Origin of the sequence: Paraburkholderia aspalathi, assembly GCF_905220735.1 — a bacterium.
Lineage (GTDB): Bacteria > Pseudomonadota > Gammaproteobacteria > Burkholderiales > Burkholderiaceae > Paraburkholderia > Paraburkholderia aspalathi.
On sequence record NZ_CAJNBA010000002.1, the window covers coordinates 196,407 to 215,701 of the forward strand.

Annotated in this window: 17 protein-coding genes; 12 read left to right on the forward strand and 5 right to left on the reverse strand. The window is 63.8% G+C overall.

Annotated features, from left to right (window positions below; genetic code table 11):
* The first annotated feature begins 64 nt into the window (after positions 1-64).
* From KHO30_RS11845 to iscX, 7 genes are all read left to right on the forward strand, one after another.
* Positions 65-1,288: an IscS subfamily cysteine desulfurase gene (locus tag KHO30_RS11845; protein ID WP_054038230.1), complete on the forward strand. Its 1,224-nt coding sequence runs from the start codon at positions 65-67 to the stop codon at positions 1,286-1,288.
* Between the two features lie 72 nt (positions 1,289-1,360).
* Positions 1,361-1,774, forward strand: a complete 414-nt coding sequence (iscU, locus tag KHO30_RS11850) for a Fe-S cluster assembly scaffold IscU (RefSeq protein ID WP_093633555.1) — start codon at positions 1,361-1,363, stop codon at positions 1,772-1,774.
* Between the two features lie 161 nt (positions 1,775-1,935).
* On the forward strand, positions 1,936-2,259 hold the full coding sequence (iscA, locus tag KHO30_RS11855) for an iron-sulfur cluster assembly protein IscA (RefSeq protein ID WP_028199494.1): 324 nt from the start codon (positions 1,936-1,938) through the stop codon (positions 2,257-2,259).
* Between the two features lie 200 nt (positions 2,260-2,459).
* Positions 2,460-2,987, forward strand: coding sequence for a Fe-S protein assembly co-chaperone HscB (hscB, locus tag KHO30_RS11860; RefSeq protein WP_093633554.1), 528 nt, complete (start codon positions 2,460-2,462; stop codon positions 2,985-2,987).
* A gap of 113 nt (positions 2,988-3,100) precedes the next feature.
* Positions 3,101-4,972 carry a Fe-S protein assembly chaperone HscA gene (gene hscA, locus KHO30_RS11865; protein ID WP_211701134.1) on the forward strand — a complete coding sequence of 624 codons (1,872 nt, stop codon included), beginning with the start codon at positions 3,101-3,103 and terminating at the stop codon, positions 4,970-4,972.
* 140 nt (positions 4,973-5,112) lie between these two features.
* Complete coding sequence (gene fdx / locus KHO30_RS11870; RefSeq protein ID WP_012433562.1) at positions 5,113-5,454, forward strand: ISC system 2Fe-2S type ferredoxin; 342 nt, start codon at positions 5,113-5,115, stop codon at positions 5,452-5,454.
* 15 nt (positions 5,455-5,469) lie between these two features.
* The gene (iscX, locus tag KHO30_RS11875) at positions 5,470-5,667 is read left to right on the forward strand and encodes a Fe-S cluster assembly protein IscX (RefSeq protein ID WP_007181290.1); all 198 of its coding nucleotides are present in this window, start codon (positions 5,470-5,472) and stop codon (positions 5,665-5,667) included.
* A 124-nt stretch (positions 5,668-5,791) separates the two neighbouring features.
* Here the strand turns inward: iscX and KHO30_RS11880 are convergent, their stop codons facing one another.
* The 5 genes from KHO30_RS11880 to KHO30_RS11900 all read right to left on the reverse strand — a co-directional run bounded on the left by KHO30_RS11880 (position 5,792) and on the right by KHO30_RS11900 (position 12,625).
* On the reverse strand, positions 5,792-6,511 hold the full coding sequence (locus KHO30_RS11880) for a glycine zipper 2TM domain-containing protein (RefSeq protein WP_200650627.1): 720 nt from the start codon (positions 6,509-6,511) through the stop codon (positions 5,792-5,794).
* 318 nt (positions 6,512-6,829) lie between these two features.
* A complete protein-coding gene (gene lysS, locus KHO30_RS11885) occupies positions 6,830-8,356 on the reverse strand; it encodes a lysine--tRNA ligase (protein WP_200650681.1) in 1,527 nt (508 codons plus the stop codon).
* Between the two features lie 132 nt (positions 8,357-8,488).
* A protein-coding gene (prfB, locus tag KHO30_RS11890; protein ID WP_200650626.1) for a peptide chain release factor 2 occupies positions 8,489-9,593 on the reverse strand; the annotation gives its coding sequence in 2 pieces (ribosomal slippage) (positions 8,489-9,511 and positions 9,513-9,593; 1,104 coding nt in all).
* 151 nt (positions 9,594-9,744) lie between these two features.
* Positions 9,745-11,451: a single-stranded-DNA-specific exonuclease RecJ gene (recJ, locus tag KHO30_RS11895; RefSeq protein ID WP_211701135.1), complete on the reverse strand. Its 1,707-nt coding sequence runs from the start codon at positions 11,449-11,451 to the stop codon at positions 9,745-9,747.
* A gap of 28 nt (positions 11,452-11,479) precedes the next feature.
* Positions 11,480-12,625, reverse strand: a complete 1,146-nt coding sequence (locus tag KHO30_RS11900) for a regulator (protein WP_200617836.1) — start codon at positions 12,623-12,625, stop codon at positions 11,480-11,482.
* 120 nt (positions 12,626-12,745) lie between these two features.
* On the opposite strand from KHO30_RS11900, the gene KHO30_RS11905 reads away from it, so the two are divergent.
* The 5 genes from KHO30_RS11905 (at position 12,746) to KHO30_RS11925 (ending at position 19,210) form a co-directional block, all read left to right on the forward strand.
* The gene (locus tag KHO30_RS11905) at positions 12,746-12,991 is read left to right on the forward strand and encodes a hypothetical protein (protein WP_093633549.1); all 246 of its coding nucleotides are present in this window, start codon (positions 12,746-12,748) and stop codon (positions 12,989-12,991) included.
* 371 nt (positions 12,992-13,362) lie between these two features.
* A complete protein-coding gene (locus tag KHO30_RS11910; protein WP_093633548.1) occupies positions 13,363-14,616 on the forward strand; it encodes a lipoprotein-releasing ABC transporter permease subunit in 1,254 nt (417 codons plus the stop codon).
* On the forward strand, positions 14,609-15,352 hold the full coding sequence (lolD, locus tag KHO30_RS11915; protein WP_093633547.1) for a lipoprotein-releasing ABC transporter ATP-binding protein LolD: 744 nt from the start codon (positions 14,609-14,611) through the stop codon (positions 15,350-15,352). The genes KHO30_RS11910 and lolD overlap by 8 nt, the downstream gene beginning before the upstream one ends.
* 56 nt (positions 15,353-15,408) lie before the next feature.
* Positions 15,409-16,197 (forward strand): TatD family hydrolase, encoded by a 789-nt coding sequence (locus tag KHO30_RS11920; RefSeq protein WP_211701136.1) that lies wholly within the window; start codon positions 15,409-15,411, stop codon positions 16,195-16,197.
* 112 nt (positions 16,198-16,309) lie between these two features.
* Entirely contained in the window at positions 16,310-19,210 is a 2,901-nt protein-coding gene (locus KHO30_RS11925) for a DNA internalization-related competence protein ComEC/Rec2 (RefSeq protein ID WP_211701137.1), read from the forward strand.
* Positions 19,211-19,295: the final 85 nt, after the last annotated feature.

Below are 19,295 nucleotides of genomic sequence, written 5' to 3' on the forward strand. Positions count from 1 at the left end.
CTGAACGCACCGCAGCCTGATCAGGAAACCAGAAGCCAGAGCAATGACGTCCCCGGAGCAATTGATGAACAACGACACTCTCCACCTGCCCATTTACATGGACTACAGCGCGACGACGCCGATCGATCCGCGCGTGGTGGACAAGATGATTCCGTACCTGCGCGAGCAGTTCGGCAACCCCGCATCGCGTAGCCACTCGTATGGCTGGGATGCGGAGCGTGCGGTCGAAGAAGCGCGCGAAAACGTCGCCGCACTGGTGAATGCTGATCCGCGCGAGATCATCTGGACCTCGGGCGCAACGGAGTCGGACAACCTGGCGATCAAGGGTGCGGCGCACTTCTACAAGAGCAAGGGCAAGCACATCATCACGGTGAAGACCGAGCACAAGGCTGTGCTCGACACCTGCCGCGAACTCGAGCGCGAAGGCTTCGAAGTCACGTATCTGGACGTGAAGGACGACGGCCTGATCGACCTCGAAAAGTTTAAAGCCGCGCTGCGCCCGGACACGATTCTGGTGTCGGTCATGTCGGTGAACAACGAGATCGGCGTGGTCCAGGACATCGAGGCGATCGGCGAGATCACCCGTGAAAAGGGCATCATTTTCCACGTCGACGCGGCGCAAGCCACCGGCAAGATCGCGATCGATCTGCAAAAGCTGAAGGTCGACCTGATGTCGTTCTCGGCGCACAAGACGTACGGTCCGAAGGGCATTGGCGCGCTGTACGTGCGTCGCAAGCCGCGTATCCGCATCGAAGCGCAGATGCACGGCGGCGGTCACGAGCGCGGCATGCGTTCGGGCACGCTGGCTACGCACCAGATCGTCGGTATGGGCGAAGCGTTCCGTATCGCGCGTGAAGAAATGGCAACGGAAAACGAACGCATCCGCATGCTGCGCGACCGTCTGCTGGCCGGCCTGTCGGAGATGGAAGAAACGTATGTGAACGGCGACATGGAAAAGCGTGTGCCGCACAACCTGAACATCAGCTTCAATTTCGTCGAAGGCGAATCGCTGATCATGGCGGTGAAGGACGTGGCGGTGTCGTCGGGTTCGGCGTGTACGTCGGCTTCGCTGGAACCGTCGTATGTGCTGCGCGCACTGGGCCGTAACGACGAACTGGCGCACAGCTCGATCCGCTTCACGGTGGGCCGCTTCACGACTGAGCAGGATGTGGATTACGTGATCAACCTGCTGAAGACCAAGATTTCGAAGCTGCGCGACTTGTCGCCGCTATGGGAAATGCACAAGGACGGGATCGATATTTCGACCATCCAGTGGGCAGCGCACTGACGCGCCAGTTTGGACGACGTCGAATTTATCGAATTGCAAATTGCAGGTTGAAACGGATCAAGGAGTGTCATCATGGCTTATAGCGACAAGGTTCTGGACCACTACGAAAACCCGCGCAACGTTGGTTCCTTCGCGAAGGACGACGATGCAGTCGGCACGGGCATGGTCGGCGCGCCGGCATGCGGCGACGTGATGAAGTTGCAGATCCGCGTGGGCGCGGACGGCATCATCGAAGACGCGAAGTTCAAGACGTACGGCTGCGGTTCGGCGATTGCGTCGAGCTCGCTCGTCACCGAATGGGTGAAGGGCAAGACGCTTGATCAGGCAATGTCGATCAAGAACACGCAGATCGCCGAAGAACTGGCGCTGCCGCCGGTGAAGATCCACTGCTCGATCCTCGCGGAAGACGCGATCAAGGCAGCGGTCGCCGACTACAAGCAACGTCACGGTGAAGCAGTCGTCGAAAGCGACAAGCAACACGCGTAAGCGGCGAGTGGGTGCTCGTTAGAGTGCGCATTTGGGTAAGTCGAAGCGGGCGGTGCGAGCAAAAAACACCGTTCGGCATGAGCGATATTTGAAGCAGGCAGGGTAGCAGCGCGTCAGTAGGCACAGGAGTGACGAACACGCGCGGCGCAATGAGAAACGCTATGGCAATTACGTTGACCGAAAAGGCAGCACAGCACGTCCAGAAGTATCTGACTCGCCGCGGCAAGGGTGTCGGGCTGCGCGTAGGCGTGCGCACCACGGGATGCTCGGGTTTGGCCTACAAGCTCGAGTACGTGGATGAACTCGCGCCCGAAGACGAAGTGTTCGACTGCAACGGCGTGAAGATCATTGTTGACCCGAAGAGCCTCGCTTATATCGACGGTACCGAACTCGACTTCGCACGCGAAGGGTTGAACGAAGGCTTCAAGTTCAACAACCCGAACGTGAAGGACGAGTGCGGTTGCGGCGAATCGTTCCGCGTGTAAATCGGCTCACTCCGCGTGCAGCGGATCAAAGGCGGCGCGTGCCGCCTTTTTAGTTTCATCCGCGCATCCGGGTTGGTTTTTTCGGCTGACTTGGTCGCTAAATGCGCCGGTGAATGCGCCGGAGAGTCTGCACGGCGCTTTCGATCCGCGTTTTTAGCCTGCACTCCGGTGCGCTTTCCTGAACGGACTCCTTTTATCCGATGGCCTCGCTGAACGACAGCCACTTCGACCTGTTCGATCTACCGGCGCAATTCGCGCTCGACGCAGCGGCACTCGATCACGCCTACCGCACGGTGCAGGCGCAAGTGCATCCGGACCGCTTTGCGGCGGCCGGCGACGCGCAAAAGCGCATCGCGATGCAATGGGCGACGCGCACCAACGAGGCATATCAGACGCTGCGCGATCCGTTGAAGCGCGCGACCTATCTGTTGCATCTGCGCGGCATCGACGTCGGCGCGCATGACAACACGGCGATGGAGCCGGCGTTCCTGATGCAGCAGATGGAGTGGCGCGAAGGCATTGAAGACGCGGCCGCGGCGAAGAACGTCGACGCGCTCGACGCCTTGCTGACCGAACTCCGCGACGAAGAGCGCATGCGTTTCGACAAGCTCGGCGCGCTGCTCGACAGCGGCGCAAATCAGGCGGCGGGCGAGGCAGTGCGGCAGTTGATGTTCATCGAGCGGGTGGCGTCGGAAATCGGCACGCAGATCGAGCGGCTCGAGAACTAGCGGTTAGGCGACCCGGTGCCGCCGCGCATGAATACGCAGCGATAACAGCCGTAGCAATACATCCAGCAACGCAAAAATTCAGGACGGGGCCCAGCGGCTCCGAGAAGATCCAGATGGCCCTACTGCAAATCTCTGAACCCGGCATGGCGCCGGCGCCCCATCAGCGGCGTCTGGCGGTCGGTATCGATCTCGGCACCACCAATTCCCTCGTTGCCGCCGTGCGCAGCGGCGTGCCGGACGTGCTGCCCGACGAAGACGGCTATGCGCTGCTGCCGTCGGTGGTGCGTTACCTGGAAAAGGGCGGCCGCCGCATCGGCCGCACGGCCAAGGCCGAAGCCGCGACCGATCCGCGCAACACGATCGTGTCCGTCAAGCGCTTCATGGGCCGCGGCAAGGCGGAAGTAGAAGGCGCCGAGAACGCGCCGTACGATTTCATCGACGCGCCCGGCATGGTGCAGATCCGCACCGTCGACGGCGTGAAGAGCCCGGTCGAAGTGTCGGCGGAAATTCTTGCGACGCTGCGCCAGCGTGCCGAAGACACACTCGGCGACGAACTGGTCGGCGCCGTCATTACCGTGCCCGCCTATTTCGACGAAGCGCAGCGCCAGGCGACCAAAGACGCCGCGCGTCTCGCTGGCCTGAACGTACTGCGTCTCCTGAACGAGCCGACCGCGGCCGCGATCGCCTACGGCCTCGATAACGGTTCCGAAGGTCTCTACGCGGTCTACGACCTCGGCGGCGGCACCTTCGATCTGTCGATTCTGAAGCTCACCAAAGGTGTGTTCGAAGTACTCGCGGCGGGCGGCGATTCCGCGCTCGGCGGCGACGATTTCGACCATGCCCTGTATCGTCACGTGCTGGAGCAGGCGGGCATCGCGCCGCAAACGCTCGCACCGGAAGACGTCCGCCTGCTGCTCGACAGCGTACGCGTGACCAAGGAGGCGTTGTCCGACGCGCCGAATGCGAAGGTACAGGCAACGCTGTCGAACGGCACCCAGATCGATCTGACGGTCGACGAGGCCACTTTCGAGGCCATCACTCAGGCGCTGGTTCAACGCACGCTTGGGCCGACGAAGAAAGCACTGCGCGACGCCAAAGTGGCGACCAAGGACATCAAAGGCGTGGTGCTGGTCGGCGGCGCGACGCGCATGCCGGTGATTCGCCGCGCGGTCGAGTCGTTCTTCGGCCAGCCGCCATTGATCAACCTGGACCCGGATCAGGTCGTCGCGCTCGGCGCGGCGATCCAGGCCGATCTGCTCGCGGGCAACCGTGGCGCCGACGGCGACGATTGGCTGCTGCTCGACGTGATTCCGCTGTCGCTGGGCGTCGAAACGATGGGCGGTTTGACCGAGAAGATCATCCCGCGCAATTCGACGATTCCGGTCGCTCGCGCGCAGGATTTCACGACCTTCAAGGACGGCCAGACGGCCATGGCGATCCACGTCGTGCAAGGCGAGCGCGAGCTCGTCAGCGATTGCCGTTCGCTCGCGCGTTTCGAACTGCGCGGCATTCCGCCGATGGCCGCCGGTGCGGCGCGGATTCGCGTCACATATCAGGTCGACGCGGACGGCCTGCTGTCCGTGTTCGCACGTGAGCAGGGCTCGGGCGTGGAAGCGTCGGTGGTGGTCAAGCCGTCCTACGGCCTCGCCGACGACGACATCGCCCGCATGCTCGAAGAAAGCTTCTCGACCGCCGAAGTCGACATGCGTGCTCGCGCGCTGCGCGAAGCGCAAGTCGAAGCGCGCCGTCTCGTCGAAGCCACCGACGCGGCCCTCGCCGCCGACGCCGAATTGCTCGACGACAGCGAACGCGCCGAACTCGACACGCTGCTCACCGCATTGCGCAACATCGCCGGAAGCGACGACGCCGACGCAATCGAAGCCGCGACCAAAACGCTTGCCGAAGGCACCGACGAATTCGCCGCCCGCCGCATGAACAAGGGCATTCGCCGCGCGCTGGCCGGCCGCAAGCTCGACGAGATTTGAGCGTCTTGCGGCGTGGCCGCGCGATGCGCGCCAGCCGGCAATGAACCGCGCCGCACGGACTTAAAAAGTCCGCGTGGCGCCAGTAAAATGGTACGGAGCCTGTTTGCGGCCGCCGTGCCGCAGACCCAAACGGAAAATGTATGCCTCAAATCGTTGTGCTGCCCCACGTCGAACTGTGCCCGGAAGGCGCGGTGATCGATGCCGTGCCCGGCAAGAGCATCTGCGACAATCTGCTCGAACACGGCATCGAAATCGAGCACGCGTGCGAGAAGTCCTGCGCGTGCACGACTTGTCACGTGATCGTGCGTGAGGGTTTCGCCGCCTTGACGCCGTCCGAGGAAGACGAGGACGATCTGCTGGACAAGGCGTGGGGGCTCGAACCGGCCTCGCGTCTGTCGTGCCAGGCGATGGTGCCGGCCGAGCAGGATCTGGTTGTCGAGATCCCGCGCTACTCGATCAATCACGCGAAGGAAAATCACTAACTGGAGGATGCAGCCATGAAGTGGACCGATACGCAAGACATCGCGATGGCCCTGACTGACAAGCACCAGGACATCGATCCGCAGCAGGTGCGCTTCACTGATTTGCACCGTTGGGTCACCGAGCTGGAAGGTTTCGACGACGATCCTAACCGGTCGAACGAAAAGATCCTCGAAGCGATTCAGGCTGCATGGATCGAAGACGCGGATTACTGAGCGGGCAGTATGCTCGGTGGTTCAGTGGCGGCGGGGCGCGATTGATTCCGCTCCGGCTGCGGCAAAGAAAAAGGCGATTCCATTGGAATCGCCTTTTTTTAACGCCTGGAGAATCTTCAGGTGGTCAGCTTGCCACGAGCGTGCCGTTTTCGACTCGCACGCGCTGGCCCTGCTGGAACGGCGGCGCTTCGTGATACGTGAAGTAGCGCGTCTTGCCGCTTTCCATCCGCACCCGCACCGAATAGGACGTCGTGCTGCGGATGTGCTTTTCGACCGAGTTACCGGCCAGGCCGCCACCGAGGGCGCCCAGCACCGTCATTGCGGTACGGCCGTTGCCGCTGCCGAACTGGTTGCCGACTACGCCGCCGGCCACTGCGCCGCCGACCGCACCGATACCCGTGCCATGGCCTTCCTGACGGACAGCCGAGATGCCTTCGACCGTGCCGCAGGTCGAGCAGTAGGCCGGTTGCGACGGCTGTTGCTGGGCGTACTGCGGTGCCGGCTGTGCCTGCTGCTGTTGAGCGTACTGTTGTTGCTGCTGTGTCGGCGCCGGAGCGCGTTGAGGCGCCTGTTGCTGCGCAGCCTGCTGTTGCGCTTCGGCCTGCGCGGCTGCCTGTTGAGCGGCCGGATTTGTCGGCGCCGCCGAATCGACCACACCCGGTTGGGTGCTCACTTGCGCAGCCTGGGTCTGATCGGTTTGCGAGCCGCTGCTCGACGCCTTCGGGAACAGGCCCGTGACGGCCGCTGTCGCGGCAAGGCTTGCGATGATCACTGCGCCCGCTGCAGTAGCGACAAGCGGGTGAAGACGACGTTGTTGCGTGGGCTTGGTATCTGGATTATCCATATTGGCCTCCGTCTGGAGCAGAGTCGACTGTTATTGAGACTGAGTGTCGGGCAAATCGATCCCGCAAGGGTTTCAATTTGTAACCATTTCCGGGCAATCATCGCAGCGCTTTCGCGTCAAAGCGCGCGCAGCGCGGCGGGGCGCCTGATTCCTTGCGGGTCCGCAGCAACTTAAGAAAACCCCGGCCCAGCGGGGAATACGCGCTTTTTACCGATGGTTACAAACCGTCAGCTTTCGGCTGCCAGTGTTTTTCACAAGCCGCGAGAAAAAACGCCCGACATCGAGCCGGGCGTTTTTCTTTTACGAACCACGCAACGATCAGTCTTCGCGGCGCAGATGCGGGAACAGAATCACGTCGCGAATGCTCGGGCTGTCGGTCAGCATCATGACCAGACGGTCGATGCCGATGCCGCAACCGCCGGCCGGCGGCATGCCGTACTCCAGCGCGCGGATGTAGTCGGCGTCGTAGAACATCGCTTCTTCGTCGCCGGCGTCTTTCTGGTCGACCTGCTTCTTGAAGCGGGCGGCCTGGTCTTCCGGATCGTTCAGCTCCGAGAAACCGTTGGCGATTTCACGGCCCGTGATGAACAGCTCGAAACGCTCGGTGATGCCATCGAACTTGTCCGACGCGCGTGCCAGCGGCGACACTTCGATCGGGTAGTCGATGATGAAAGTCGGCTCCCACAATTGCGACTCGGCGGTCTCTTCGAACAGCGCCAGTTGCAACGCGCCCACGCCTGCGTTCAGGAACTGCGGCTGCGAAGCATCGACGCCGAACTTCTTCAGTTCCGTGCGCAGGAATGCGTCGGCGCCGAGTTGCGCGTCCGTGTACTGCGGCGCGTACTTCTGGATCGCCTGGCTGATCGTCAAGCGATGGAAGGGCTTGGCCAGATCGAGCTCACGACCCTGGTAGCTGATCGTCGCGCTGCCGAGTGCATCGACCGCCGCCTGACGGATCAGCTGCTCGGTGAAGTCCATGATCCACTTGTAATCGGTGTACGCCGCGTAGAACTCGATCATCGTGAATTCCGGATTGTGGCGGACCGACACGCCCTCATTGCGGAAGTTACGGTTGATCTCGAACACGCGCTCGAAGCCGCCGACCACGAGGCGCTTCAGATACAGTTCCGGCGCGATGCGCAGGAACATCTGCATGTCGAGCGCGTTGTGGTGCGTGGTGAACGGCTTGGCCGCGGCGCCGCCCGGAATCGGGTGCAGCATCGGCGTTTCGACTTCCATGAAGTCGGCGTCCGCCATGAACTTGCGGATCGACGACATCGCCTTGGTGCGTGCGACGAAGGTCTTGCGCGTTTCCGGCGTGACGATCAGGTCGACGTAGCGCTGGCGGTACTTCATTTCCTGGTCGGCGAGGCCATGGAACTTGTCCGGCAGCGGACGCAGCGACTTCGACAGCAAACGCAGTTCGGTGCAACGCACCGAGAGTTCGCCCTTGTTGGTGCGGAACAGCACGCCGCGCGCCGCGACGATGTCGCCCATGTCCCACTTCTTGAAGGCGTCGTACGTTTCCTGACCGACGTCGGCGGGCGTGATGAAGAACTGGATCTGACCCGAACCGTCACGCACGGTTGCGAAGCTCGCCTTGCCCATCACGCGCTTGAGCATCATGCGGCCGGCGATCGCGACTTCGAGGGGATTCGCTTCGAGCGCTTCCTTGTCGATCTCGGCGTATTTCGCTTGCAGATCTTCGGCGTGATGCGTGGGGCGGAAATCGTTCGGATAGGCGACGCCTTGCTCACGCAGTTCGCGCAGCTTTTCGCGGCGCTCGGCCATGATCTTGTTGTCGTCGCCCTCGGGCGCGGCATTAGGCTGGGTCGGTTCGGTCATGATGGTTTGGTATTCGGTGGCCCGCACCAGGATGGTCCGCATGCGGGTGGCCAGTCAGTAAAAACCTCAGGCGCTATAACAAAGATGCAAGGATACGGCGCGGCGATGTCAGGCATGCCGCGCCGGTTGCGCTTAGACGCCCTGTTTCAGGCTGGCGCTGATGAACGGATCGAGGTCGCCGTCGAGCACGCTCTTGGTATTGCTGATTTCGACGTTTGTGCGCAGATCCTTGATACGGCTGTTGTCCAGCACGTACGAGCGGATCTGATGACCCCAGCCCACATCGGTCTTGCCGGCTTCGAGCTTGTCCTGCTCGGCCTGACGTTTGCGGATTTCCGCTTCGTACAGGCGCGATTTCAGCATGGCCATGGCTTCGGCGCGGTTACGGTGCTGTGAACGGTCGTTCTGGCACTGCACGACGATGCCCGACGGCATGTGCGTAATCCGCACGGCCGAATCGGTCTTGTTGATGTGCTGACCGCCCGCGCCGGACGCGCGGTACGTGTCGATGCGCAGATCGGCCGGGTTGATGTCGACTTCGATCGAATCGTCGATTTCCGGATACACGAACACCGACGAGAACGACGTGTGGCGGCCGCCCGACGAATCGAACGGCGACTTGCGCACGAGGCGGTGCACGCCGGTTTCGGTGCGCAGAAAGCCGTACGCGTATTCGCCTTCGATCTTGATCGTGGCGTTCTTGATGCCCGCGACGTCGCCTTCGGTCTGTTCCAGCACTTCGGTCTTGAAGCCCTTGCGCTCGCAGTAGCGCAAGTACTGGCGCAACAGCATGGACGCCCAGTCGCACGCTTCGGTGCCGCCGGCGCCGGCTTGAATGTCGAGGAAGGCGTTGTTCGGGTCGGCCGGATTCGCGAACATCCGGCGGAATTCCATGTCGGCGACACGTTGTTCGATGCCTTGCGCGTCTGATTCGCAGGCGACGAGGGTTTCCTCGTCGCCTTCTTCGCGGGCCATGTCGAACAGGTCCTGCGCGTCGCGCAAGTCGTTATCGAGTGACGTGAGTTTGCCGACGGTGTCGTCGAGCAGCTTTTTTTCCCGGCCGAGGGCCTGGGCGTGCTTCGAGTCGTTCCAGACGTCCGGGTCTTCGAGTTCCCGGTTGACTTCGATCAGACGTAATGCCTTGTCGTCGTAGTCAAAGATACCCCCGTAGCGAGTCCGCGCGCGTGCGCAGGTCCGCCAGTGAGGCTTCGATCGCGTTGAGACGTTCCGCTTCCATGTCGATCTTTTATAGCTTCGTAAAAAGGGGAAATTATAGCCGATCGGCGCCCCGCGCCGGAGGCTCTTGAGCGATCCGGCGCGGGTTTGGGGTTGATTTTGCGGTGATTTTCGACGCCGTTGCGCATCCTGCGGGCATCTCGAGCAACGTGCTAACTCGCCGCGTGCTCGACGATCAATTGCACTCGCGACACGCCATTCCACGTGTCGCTGGCGAGCCTGTAGGCGACGATGGTGCGTGCCGGCAGCGTATCGGTGTGATTGAACCAGATCGCGTTGAAGCGCTGGCGACCGCGCACCAGTTGCAGCTTCAGATGCTTGTCTTTCACCAGCGCCTGCGACGCAATGTCGAATTCGCCGGAAAACACCGGCGCCGGGAAGCCCTGGCCCCATACGGCGGCGTCGAGCATTTCGACGAATTGCGGCGTGAAGTAGGCGTCTTCGAGTTCGCCATCGGTTTCGACCGTGCGCGAGAGCGCCTCTTCAGAGAGCCATTCGCGGCCCACGGCCTCGAACGCGGCGGTGAAGCGCGGCACGTCGGCGGCGGCCATCGTCAAACCCGCGGCCATTGCGTGGCCGCCGAATTTGACGATCAGGCCCGGCTCGCGCTTCGAGATCAGATCGAGCGCGTCACGCAGATGGAAGCCCGAGATCGAACGGCCCGAGCCTTTGACGAGCTGGCCGCTATCGTCGGCGAGCGCGAACGTGAACGACGGCCGGTGGAATTTCTCCTTCAACCGTCCGGCGACGATGCCGATCACGCCCTGGTGCCAACTCGGATTGAACAGCGTGATGGTGGTCGCGCCCTCAGGATCGATTGCCGAGAGGTCTTCGAGCGCCTGCTGCTGCATGCCTGCTTCAATTTCGCGGCGCTCGCGGTTCATCGTGTCGAGCTGCTGTGCGAGATCCCATGCGCGGCCGATGTCGTCGGTGGTCAGGCACTCGATGCCGAGCGACATGTCCGACAGGCGGCCGGCCGCATTCAGACGTGGCCCGAGCGCGAAACCGAGGTCGAAGCCCGACGCGCTGCGGGCGTCGCGCGCGGCGGCGCGAAAGAGGGCGGCGATGCCCGGCTGCATCTTGCCTTTGCGAATCCGCTGCAGTCCTTGCGCGACCAGCACGCGGTTATTGCCGTCGAGCTTGACCACGTCGGCCACCGTGCCGAGCGCGACCAGATCGAGCAGGCCGTCCAGACGGGGCTCGGGGAAGTCGTCGTTGAAGGCGCCGCGGCGGCGCAATTCCGCGCGCAATGCCAGCAGCACATAAAACATCACGCCGACGCCGGCGATGCATTTGCTCGGGAACGTGCAGCCCGGCTGGTTCGGATTGACGATGGCGCGGGCTGCCGGCAGTTCGTCGCCGGGGAGGTGATGGTCGGTGACGAGCACGTCGATGCCGAGCGCGTTCGCCGCTTCCACACCGTCGACGCTGGCGATGCCGTTATCGACCGTAATCAGCAGTTCCGGCTTGCCCGATGCACTGCGAGCGGCCAGCGCGACGATCTCAGGCGTGAGGCCATAGCCGTATTCGAAGCGGTTCGGCACCAGATATTCGATCTGGCCGCCGAACATGCGCAAGCCGCGCACCGCGACCGCGCAGGCGGTGGCGCCGTCGCAGTCGTAGTCGGCGACCACCAGCATGCGGCGCTTGTTCCGAATGGCATCGGCGAGCAGCGCGGCGGCGTCTTCGCAGCCTTTGAGCCCGGCGGGCGGCACGAGCCGCGCGAGACCGGTTTCGATTTCATCGGGCATGCACACGCCGCGCGCGGCGTACAGGCGCGCCAGCACCGGATGCAGGCCGTGGCGGGTGAGGACTTCGGCGTCGACGGGTGACGAGGCGCGCGTAACGATTCGAGTCATTCGGAGAGGCCGTGGATCATTCGATAGGTCATTCGATAAACAGCGAGGCGAACACGCGCCGTCGCCAGAATTTGCGCAGGTCGCCGCGCGTGATCGTGAGCGTCACCGAACCGGTGTCGCCGCACAGCGTCAGGGCGAGTTCGTTTAACTGGCCGGATTGCAGCGCTTGTAGTGCCGGCTCGAACCAGTCGGTTTGCAATGCGGCGAAGGCGTCGTTCCAGCGCGCCCAGTCCTGCTCGATGTAGGGCGTGGAGAAAGGATCGAGTTCTACCAGCGTGGCGCCGTTGGCATGTGTGTCGGCGGACGTGCCAACCGACGCGTTGCCTGAGGCGCCGTTTGCCGCACTAGCGGCCTGGAACGCCGCAAACGACGCCGGCGGCGCCGCGGTCTGGACGCCCGACGTCATGGCGAGGCCACGCGTGGCCGCCGCGTCGGAAAACACCCGCGCGAACGGGCTCGTCACCGGCTGCGCCGCGCCTTGAGCGTGAAACCAGATCGAGTTGACAGCTGGCAGGCCACGCGCTTCGCGCGCTTCATTGACGGGATGCTCGAACCATGCCATCTGGACTTCGTTCTGCAGCTTCATCCAGGCGCGTGAACGGTCGCCGGAATGGGCCTCGTGCGGCAGCCAGATTTCGATGTTGCGGCCGCTCGCGCGCAACGGTGACGCTCCTGCCAGCGTGCCGAAGCCGTCGCCCGACAGGTACCAGCGCGCGGGCTTCGGCGCTTCGATGCGCACGCCGAGTTCCTCGATCAACGGCCGGGCGATCGCCAGCAGCACGCTGGCTTCGTCGTCGGACAGTTCGAGCGAGGCCGGATCGATCAGCACCAGATGGTCGTGAGCGATACGCACGTGCACCGGTTGCACGCAGGCCCACGTGGCGTTGCCGGGTTCGCCGCCGTCTGCGCGCAGCATGTACGGGGCAAGCGGCGCTTCGTCGGCGGCAGCTGCGCCGCTCGGCAGCGCGCCGAACTGGCGCGCCACCCAGCGCTCGTGCGGCAGCGTGCGCTGAAAATCTTCACCGACCACCCGTTCGACCAGCGTCGCACGGGCGATCAGCCGGTCGAGGGCTGGACTCTGAATATCGTGCAGGGCGGTGGAGGCGTCCGCTGCGGCGGGCAGCGCGAAGGGCAGGAGAAGATGAAGACGGTTGGCGTGCATGATGCTGCGCATTGTAGGGCAAAGAGTGCGAGTATTCAGACCATATCGGCGGATTCGGGCACCCCCATCCGGGCCTCGCCGATGGCAGCAGCCGCGCGCGGCGGCACCGCGCCCATGACGAGGGAGACCGACATGTCGCGTGAACTGAAAACCGAGCAGGAACTGCTCGGATTGGTCGTGCAGGCGCTCGACGCCAATCCGGCCACGGCCGGCTGGATCCCGACCGGATTCCACGAGACCGTCGAGGATGAGGACGGCTGCAACTGGGATATCACCCATCTGCATCGCGACCGTAAGGATGCGGAAGTGCGCGACGTGGCGGCCAGCGAGGCGGCCGGGATCATCAATGGTCTGAGGAGTCGCTATAACCTGCGCTAGGGTGTGGGCGGCTCGAGGCGGCGGGCGGGCCGGTTGTCGCCGCGAGCGTTGTGCTCGATGCCGCCGGCAGGCCTGTGCGTTCGCCGTGAACCCCGCGTGCAAGGCCTTTGCGTGTGTTCGCGGCATTGTATGGCAAACTTCGCGCTTGATTGACGGCAGTGGCGGCAGGGACGGGGCGATGGCTCCGGTGGCGCGGGGGTTGCTTGGGGCACAGGAGCGCACCGGAACGTCATACCGGAACCATCCGGGTTGCCGCGACACCAATGATCACGACGCTCGGGGCCGCATGACAGGCGTGACAGCCGCAAGCTGCCGCCGCCATGCGCGGCAAAAGGCCCGCGAGCAGACGAAGAACGCAGAAAAGGATTCGCTTGAAATTTCCCTACGAATGGCAGATTGGCTGGCGCTACACCCGCGCCGGCAAACGCACGACCGGTAACGGCTTCATTTCCTTCATCGCGCTCGTGTCGATGTCGGGCATTGCGCTCGGCGTCGCGGCGCTGATCGTCGTGTTGTCCGTGATGAACGGCTTCCAGAAAGAGGTGCGCGACCGGATGCTGTCGGTGCTGGCGCACGTCGAAATCTTTTCGCCGACCGGTTCGATGCCTAACTGGCAATTGACTGCCCAGGAAGCGCGCCAGAACAAGGAAGTGATCGGCGCGGCGCCGTACGTCGAAGCGCAAGCGCTGCTCACGCGCCAGGACGCCGTGAGCGGCGTGGCGCTGCGCGGCGTCGAGCCGACGCTCGAACCCGAAGTGTCCGACATCGGCAAGGAAATGAAGGGCGGCAAGCTGACCGACCTCGTGCCGGGCGACTTCGGCATCGTGCTGGGCGCGGACCTCGCCACCAATCTTGGTGTGGCGGTCAACGACAAGATCACGCTGGTCGCGCCCGAAGGCACCATCACGCCCGCCGGCATGCTGCCTCGACTGAAACAGTTCACGGTGGTGGGCATCTTCGAGTCGGGGCATTACGAATACGACAGCACGCTCGCGCTGATCAATATCAAGGACGCGCAGGCGCTGTTCCGGCTATCCGCGCCGACTGGCGTGCGGCTGCGCCTGACCGACATGCAGCGGGCGCCGGAGGTCGCGCATCAACTGGCGCGCAGCCTGTCCGGCGATTTGTATATTCGCGACTGGACCCAGCAGAACAAGACCTGGTTCTCGGCGGTGCAGATCGAAAAACGCATGATGTTCATCATTCTCACGCTGATCATCGCGGTCGCGGCGTTCAATCTGGTGTCGTCGCTGGTGATGACGGTGACCAACAAGCAGGCCGACATCGCGATTCTGCGCACGCTCGGCGCGCAGCCCGGCTCAATCATGAAGATATTCGTCGTGCAGGGTGTGACGATAGGCTTTATCGGCACGGCGACCGGCGTCGCGCTCGGCTGCCTGATTGCTTGGAGCATTCCGTGGCTCGTGCCGATGATCGAGCATCTGCTCGGCGTGCAGTTCCTGCCGCCGTCTGTGTATTTCATCAGCGAACTGCCGTCTGAACTGATTCCCGCCGACGTGGCGCGGATCGGCATCATCGCGTTCGTGATGTCGGCGCTGGCGACGCTTTATCCGAGCTGGCGTGGTGCGAAAGTCCGTCCTGCGGAGGCACTGCGCTATGAATGACCGTTCCACTAGCCTGGCCATGGCCGATCAAAATAACGCGCTGCATCCCTATGTGCTGGAAGCGACCGGCATTTCGAAGTCGTTCGTGCAGGGCGGCCTCAATGTGCAGGTCCTCAACAACGCGCAACTGAATGTCCGGCGCGGCGAAAAGCTGGCGATCGTCGGCGCGTCGGGGTCCGGCAAGAGCACGCTGCTGCATGTGCTCGGCGGCCTCGACGATCCAAGTGCCGGTCATGTTTCGGTAATGGGCAAGCCCTTTACGAAGCTCTCCGAGCGCGAACGCAACGATCTGCGTAATCGCGCGCTCGGTTTCGTGTATCAGTTCCACCATCTGCTGCCCGAATTCACCGCGCTCGACAACGTCGCCATGCCGCTGCGGATCCGCCGGATGACGACCGAAGCCGCGCGGCGCGAAGCGCTCGCGGTGCTGGAGCGCGTCGGCATGGGACATCGGGCGAAGCATCGTCCAGGTGAGCTGTCGGGCGGCGAGCGTCAACGTGTCGCGATCGCGCGGGCGCTAGTGACAAAACCCGCTTGCGTACTCGCCGACGAACCCACCGGCAATCTGGACGGCGGCACCGCCGACACCGTGTTCAACCTGATGCTCGAACTGTCGCAAACGCTCGACACCAGCTTCGTGATCGTCACGCACGATCCGGAACTGGCCGGACGTTGCGACCGGATCATGCGCTTGCGCGACGGCGTGTTGTACGAAGAGCCGCCGGTGCCGGTTTAAGCACCGCGCGGAACGTAAGCGTTGCTCCGCCACCTCTGTCACTAACGAGGCGCGCCATGTGGATCGATACGCACTGCCATCTCGACGCTTCGGAATTCAACGCCGATCGCGACGAAGTCGCCGATGCAGCGCGTCGAGTGGGCGTGGGGCGTATCGTGATTCCCGCGATCGGTCGCGAGAACTTCACGACGGTGCGTGAACTCGCGCACCGTGTCGATGGCGGCGCGTATGCGCTGGGCATTCATCCACTTTTTACGCCGGGCGCGCAGGACAGCGATCTCGACCTGCTGCGCATGGAAATCGAGGCGAGTCTCGACGATCCGCTGTTCGTCGGCATCGGCGAGATCGGCCTCGATTATTTCGTCGAAGGTCTCGACGATGCGCGCCAGCAGTTCTTCTACAACGGTCAACTTCAACTGGCGCGCGAATTCGATCTGCCGGTGATTTGCCACGTGCGCAAATCGCAGGATCAGGTGATCAAAGGGCTGCGGCGGCATCAGATTCATCGCGGCATCGCACACGCTTTCAACGGTAGTTTCCAGCAGGCTCAGGCGTATATCGACCAGGGCATGCATCTCGGTTTCGGTGGCAATCTGACCTTCGAACGAGCGCGGCAAATCCGCCGTCTTGCCGAGCAATTGCCATTCGATGCGCTGGTCGTCGAGACCGACGCGCCGGACATCGCGCCTTCCTGGATGTACAAACAGCGCAACGCGCCGGATCAGATTCCGGCCATCGGCGCGGGCCTCGCGCAACTGCGCGGCATGAGCGCCGACGAAACCGCCCTAGGCACAACGGCTAACGCGCTCGCCGCGCTGCCGCGGCTCGCACTTTCCTCTGCATAATTGAACGCGATGGTTTGAGTGATTCGCGCCGGGCGGAACACATGCCTGGCGGGATTGCTGACGCCTGCTCGCTGTGCGTTGCGCCGTCCGGCGATGGCTGGGCGGAGGGCGGATGCGGGCATGGTGGTGCGGGTTTGCGTTGGGCGTGTTCTGGCTGCAGCGGCAGGCGGTGTTGCCGGATGGGGGTGGATGGTGCGTGCTGGTGCTGCTTGGGTGCGTTGCGATTCTCATGGCGGCGTGGGGATTGCGCCGTGGCTCTTATGGCGAAGTGAGTTGCGGTTCTTCGGAGAAAGCGTGCGTCGATTCTCCCGACAGGGTGTGCGGCAACGCGCCGGACGGGGTGTGCTGCGACTCCTCGGGCGAGGTGTGTCGCGATGTGTCGGGCGGATTGCGCTGGGGTGCTTCTGTGGTCGCGGACACGCGTGCGGCAGTCGTGAATTCGCGCGTGAGGCGCGTCTTGTTCAGCGCGCGCTTGCGTTCGGGCGTGGGCTGGAGTGCGGTGTGGATTGCGGCCTTATGTGTGGGCTTTGGCTATGCTGCCTGGCGCGCAGAAACTCGGCTCGCGGTGAGCTTGCCGAGCGCGTGGGAGGGGCGCGATATCGACGTCGTCGGCAGTATCAAGGGGCTGCCGTCACGCAATGAAAAGGGGGCGCGTTTCCTCTTCGAAGTCGAGTCGGCGAATGCACCGATCGCCGCGTTTCCACGCGTGATCCAACTGTCGTGGATTGCGGAAGATGCGCCTGCGCCGTTGCTCGAACCAGGCGAACGCTGGCGGCTGACCGTGCGGCTCAAACGTCCGCACGGCAATGCGAACTTTGGCGTGCGCGATGCCGAAGCCAGCTTGCTGGCGCGCAATGTACGCGCCACCGGCTATGTGAGCGCACCGGCTCACGCCGTGCGTTTGCCTGGCAACGCACATGGCGTAGGCGTGACGGTCGATCGCTGGCGCGCCGCGCTGCGGGCGCGCATCGGCACGGTGCTCGCCGACGCGCCACATCGTGGGATCGTGGTGGCGCTCGCCATCGGCGCGCAGGACGAAGTCAGCGCGGCCGACTGGCTGTTGATGCGCGGCACGGGCACCAGTCATCTGGTGGCGATTTCTGGCTTGCATATTGGTTTTGTAGCGGGACTGGCGGCGTGGCTCGCTGGAGCGGTGTGGCGGCGCTCGGGGTTCATCGGTCGCAACTGGCCGTTGCTGCTGCCAGCGCAGGTCGTCGCGGTGGCGGGCGGCGCGTTGTTCGCGGGGCTGCATGCGGCGTTGGCCGGGTTCAACGTGCCGGCGCAGCGTGCGTTGTGGATGGCGGGTGTCGTTGCGCTCGCGTTTATCAGTGGGCGCAACGTCGCGCGATCGGTGGTGTTGGCGTGGGCCTTGGGGTTGGTGCTGTTGATCGATCCATGGGCGGTCGTGGCGGCGGGATTCTGGCTGTCGTTCTGCGCGGTGGCAGCGATTCTGTTCGCGATGTCGGGACGGCCTCGAGTGCAGGATCATGAGCAGCGCCGTGACGAAGAGGGTGAAGGCGCCGTGACGCCGACAAGGCTCTCGCGCCTGTGGTCCGGCCTGTGTCGTCGCGCTCGTGCTTTCGGCGAGCGCCTGCGCAGCGCCGCGCATGTGCAGTTCGCGGTGACGGTCGCGCTTGCGCCGCTCACCGTTTACTGGTTCGCGCAGATTCCACTGATCGGCCCGCTCGCGAATGCTTTCGCGATTCCGTGGGTGAGCCTGCTGGTGACGCCGGCGGTATTGGCGGGCGTCGCGTTGCCCGCGCCATTCGATGCCTACGCCTTTCGCGTCGCACACACCATGCTCGACCTGCTCGCTGCGGGCCTGCAGATGCTGTCCGGCCCGGCATGGACGCTCTGGCGATTGCCGCAGCCTGACGCGTGGACCCTTGCCGCGGCGGCGGTCGGCGTTCTCTGGTGTTTGGCGCCGCGTGGCTGGCCGCTGCGCTGGGCCGCACCGCTGACGTGGCTGCCACTGCTGCTACCGGCGCCGCCCGGCCCGCCGCATGGCAGCTTCCGTCTGACGGCGCTCGATGTCGGTCAAGGCACCTCGGTGCTGGTCGAAACGGCGCACCATGCGCTGCTGTTCGATGCCGGGCCGGGGCCGGAATCGACGCATGCGGGAGAACGGGTTGTCGTGCCGTTTTTACAGGCGCATGGCGTCAGGACGCTCGATACGCTGCTCATCAGCCACGCCGACTCCGACCACTCGGGCGGCGCGCCGGCTGTGCTGGACGCGATCGAGGTGCGCCAAATGGTGGCCGCATTGGCGCCGACGAATCCGTTGTGGTCGAACGCAAAGCAGCGCGGCGCGGATACGTTGCCCTGCGCGGCGGGGCAGCGCTGGCAGTGGGACGGCGTCGAGTTCGCAATACTCTGGCCCGATGCCGGACCGCTGCAAGGCAAGCCGAATGCGCATTGCTGCGTGTTGCGGGTGAGTACGGTGTCTGCTGAGACGAGGCTGCCTGCCGCGGCGAACCCGCCGGCCGCGGTGAGCATGACGCTTGCGCAGGGCCGAGCGGCCCCCGAGAGCATGCCGGCCGGAAATGTTAAACCGACGCCAATACGCATAACCGCCTTGCTGACGGCCGACATCGAAGCGCCGGTCGAACGCATCCTGCTCGCGCGCGATCGCGACGCGTTGCGCGCCCAGGTGCTGGTCGTGCCACATCACGGGAGCAAGACCTCGTCGACCGAGCCGTTCCTCGACTCTATCGACCCGCTCGTCGCGCTATTTCAGGTAGGCTATCGCAACCGATTTCATCATCCGAATGCGGGTGTGTTCGAGCGTTATAAGGCGCGGCACATCGAGCTTGCGCGCAGCGATGCGGACGGCGCGGTGCGGGTTGATGTCAGCCCGGATCTCAAAACGGACCCCGGCCCAGGCCCTAATCCGAACTTCGGGTCTGAGGGAAGTCCAGGAGTTGGCACCGGAACCAACGCGGACCTGACCGACGCCGCACTGACGCTCGAACGCTATCGCGACACACAGCGCCGCTACTGGATGGATCGCTGATGGATCACTGACCGTACAGATAGAACAAACAGAACAAACGCGCCGCTGGGCCTGGAACCTGGATGAAAAGCCAGGAGCCAATTCG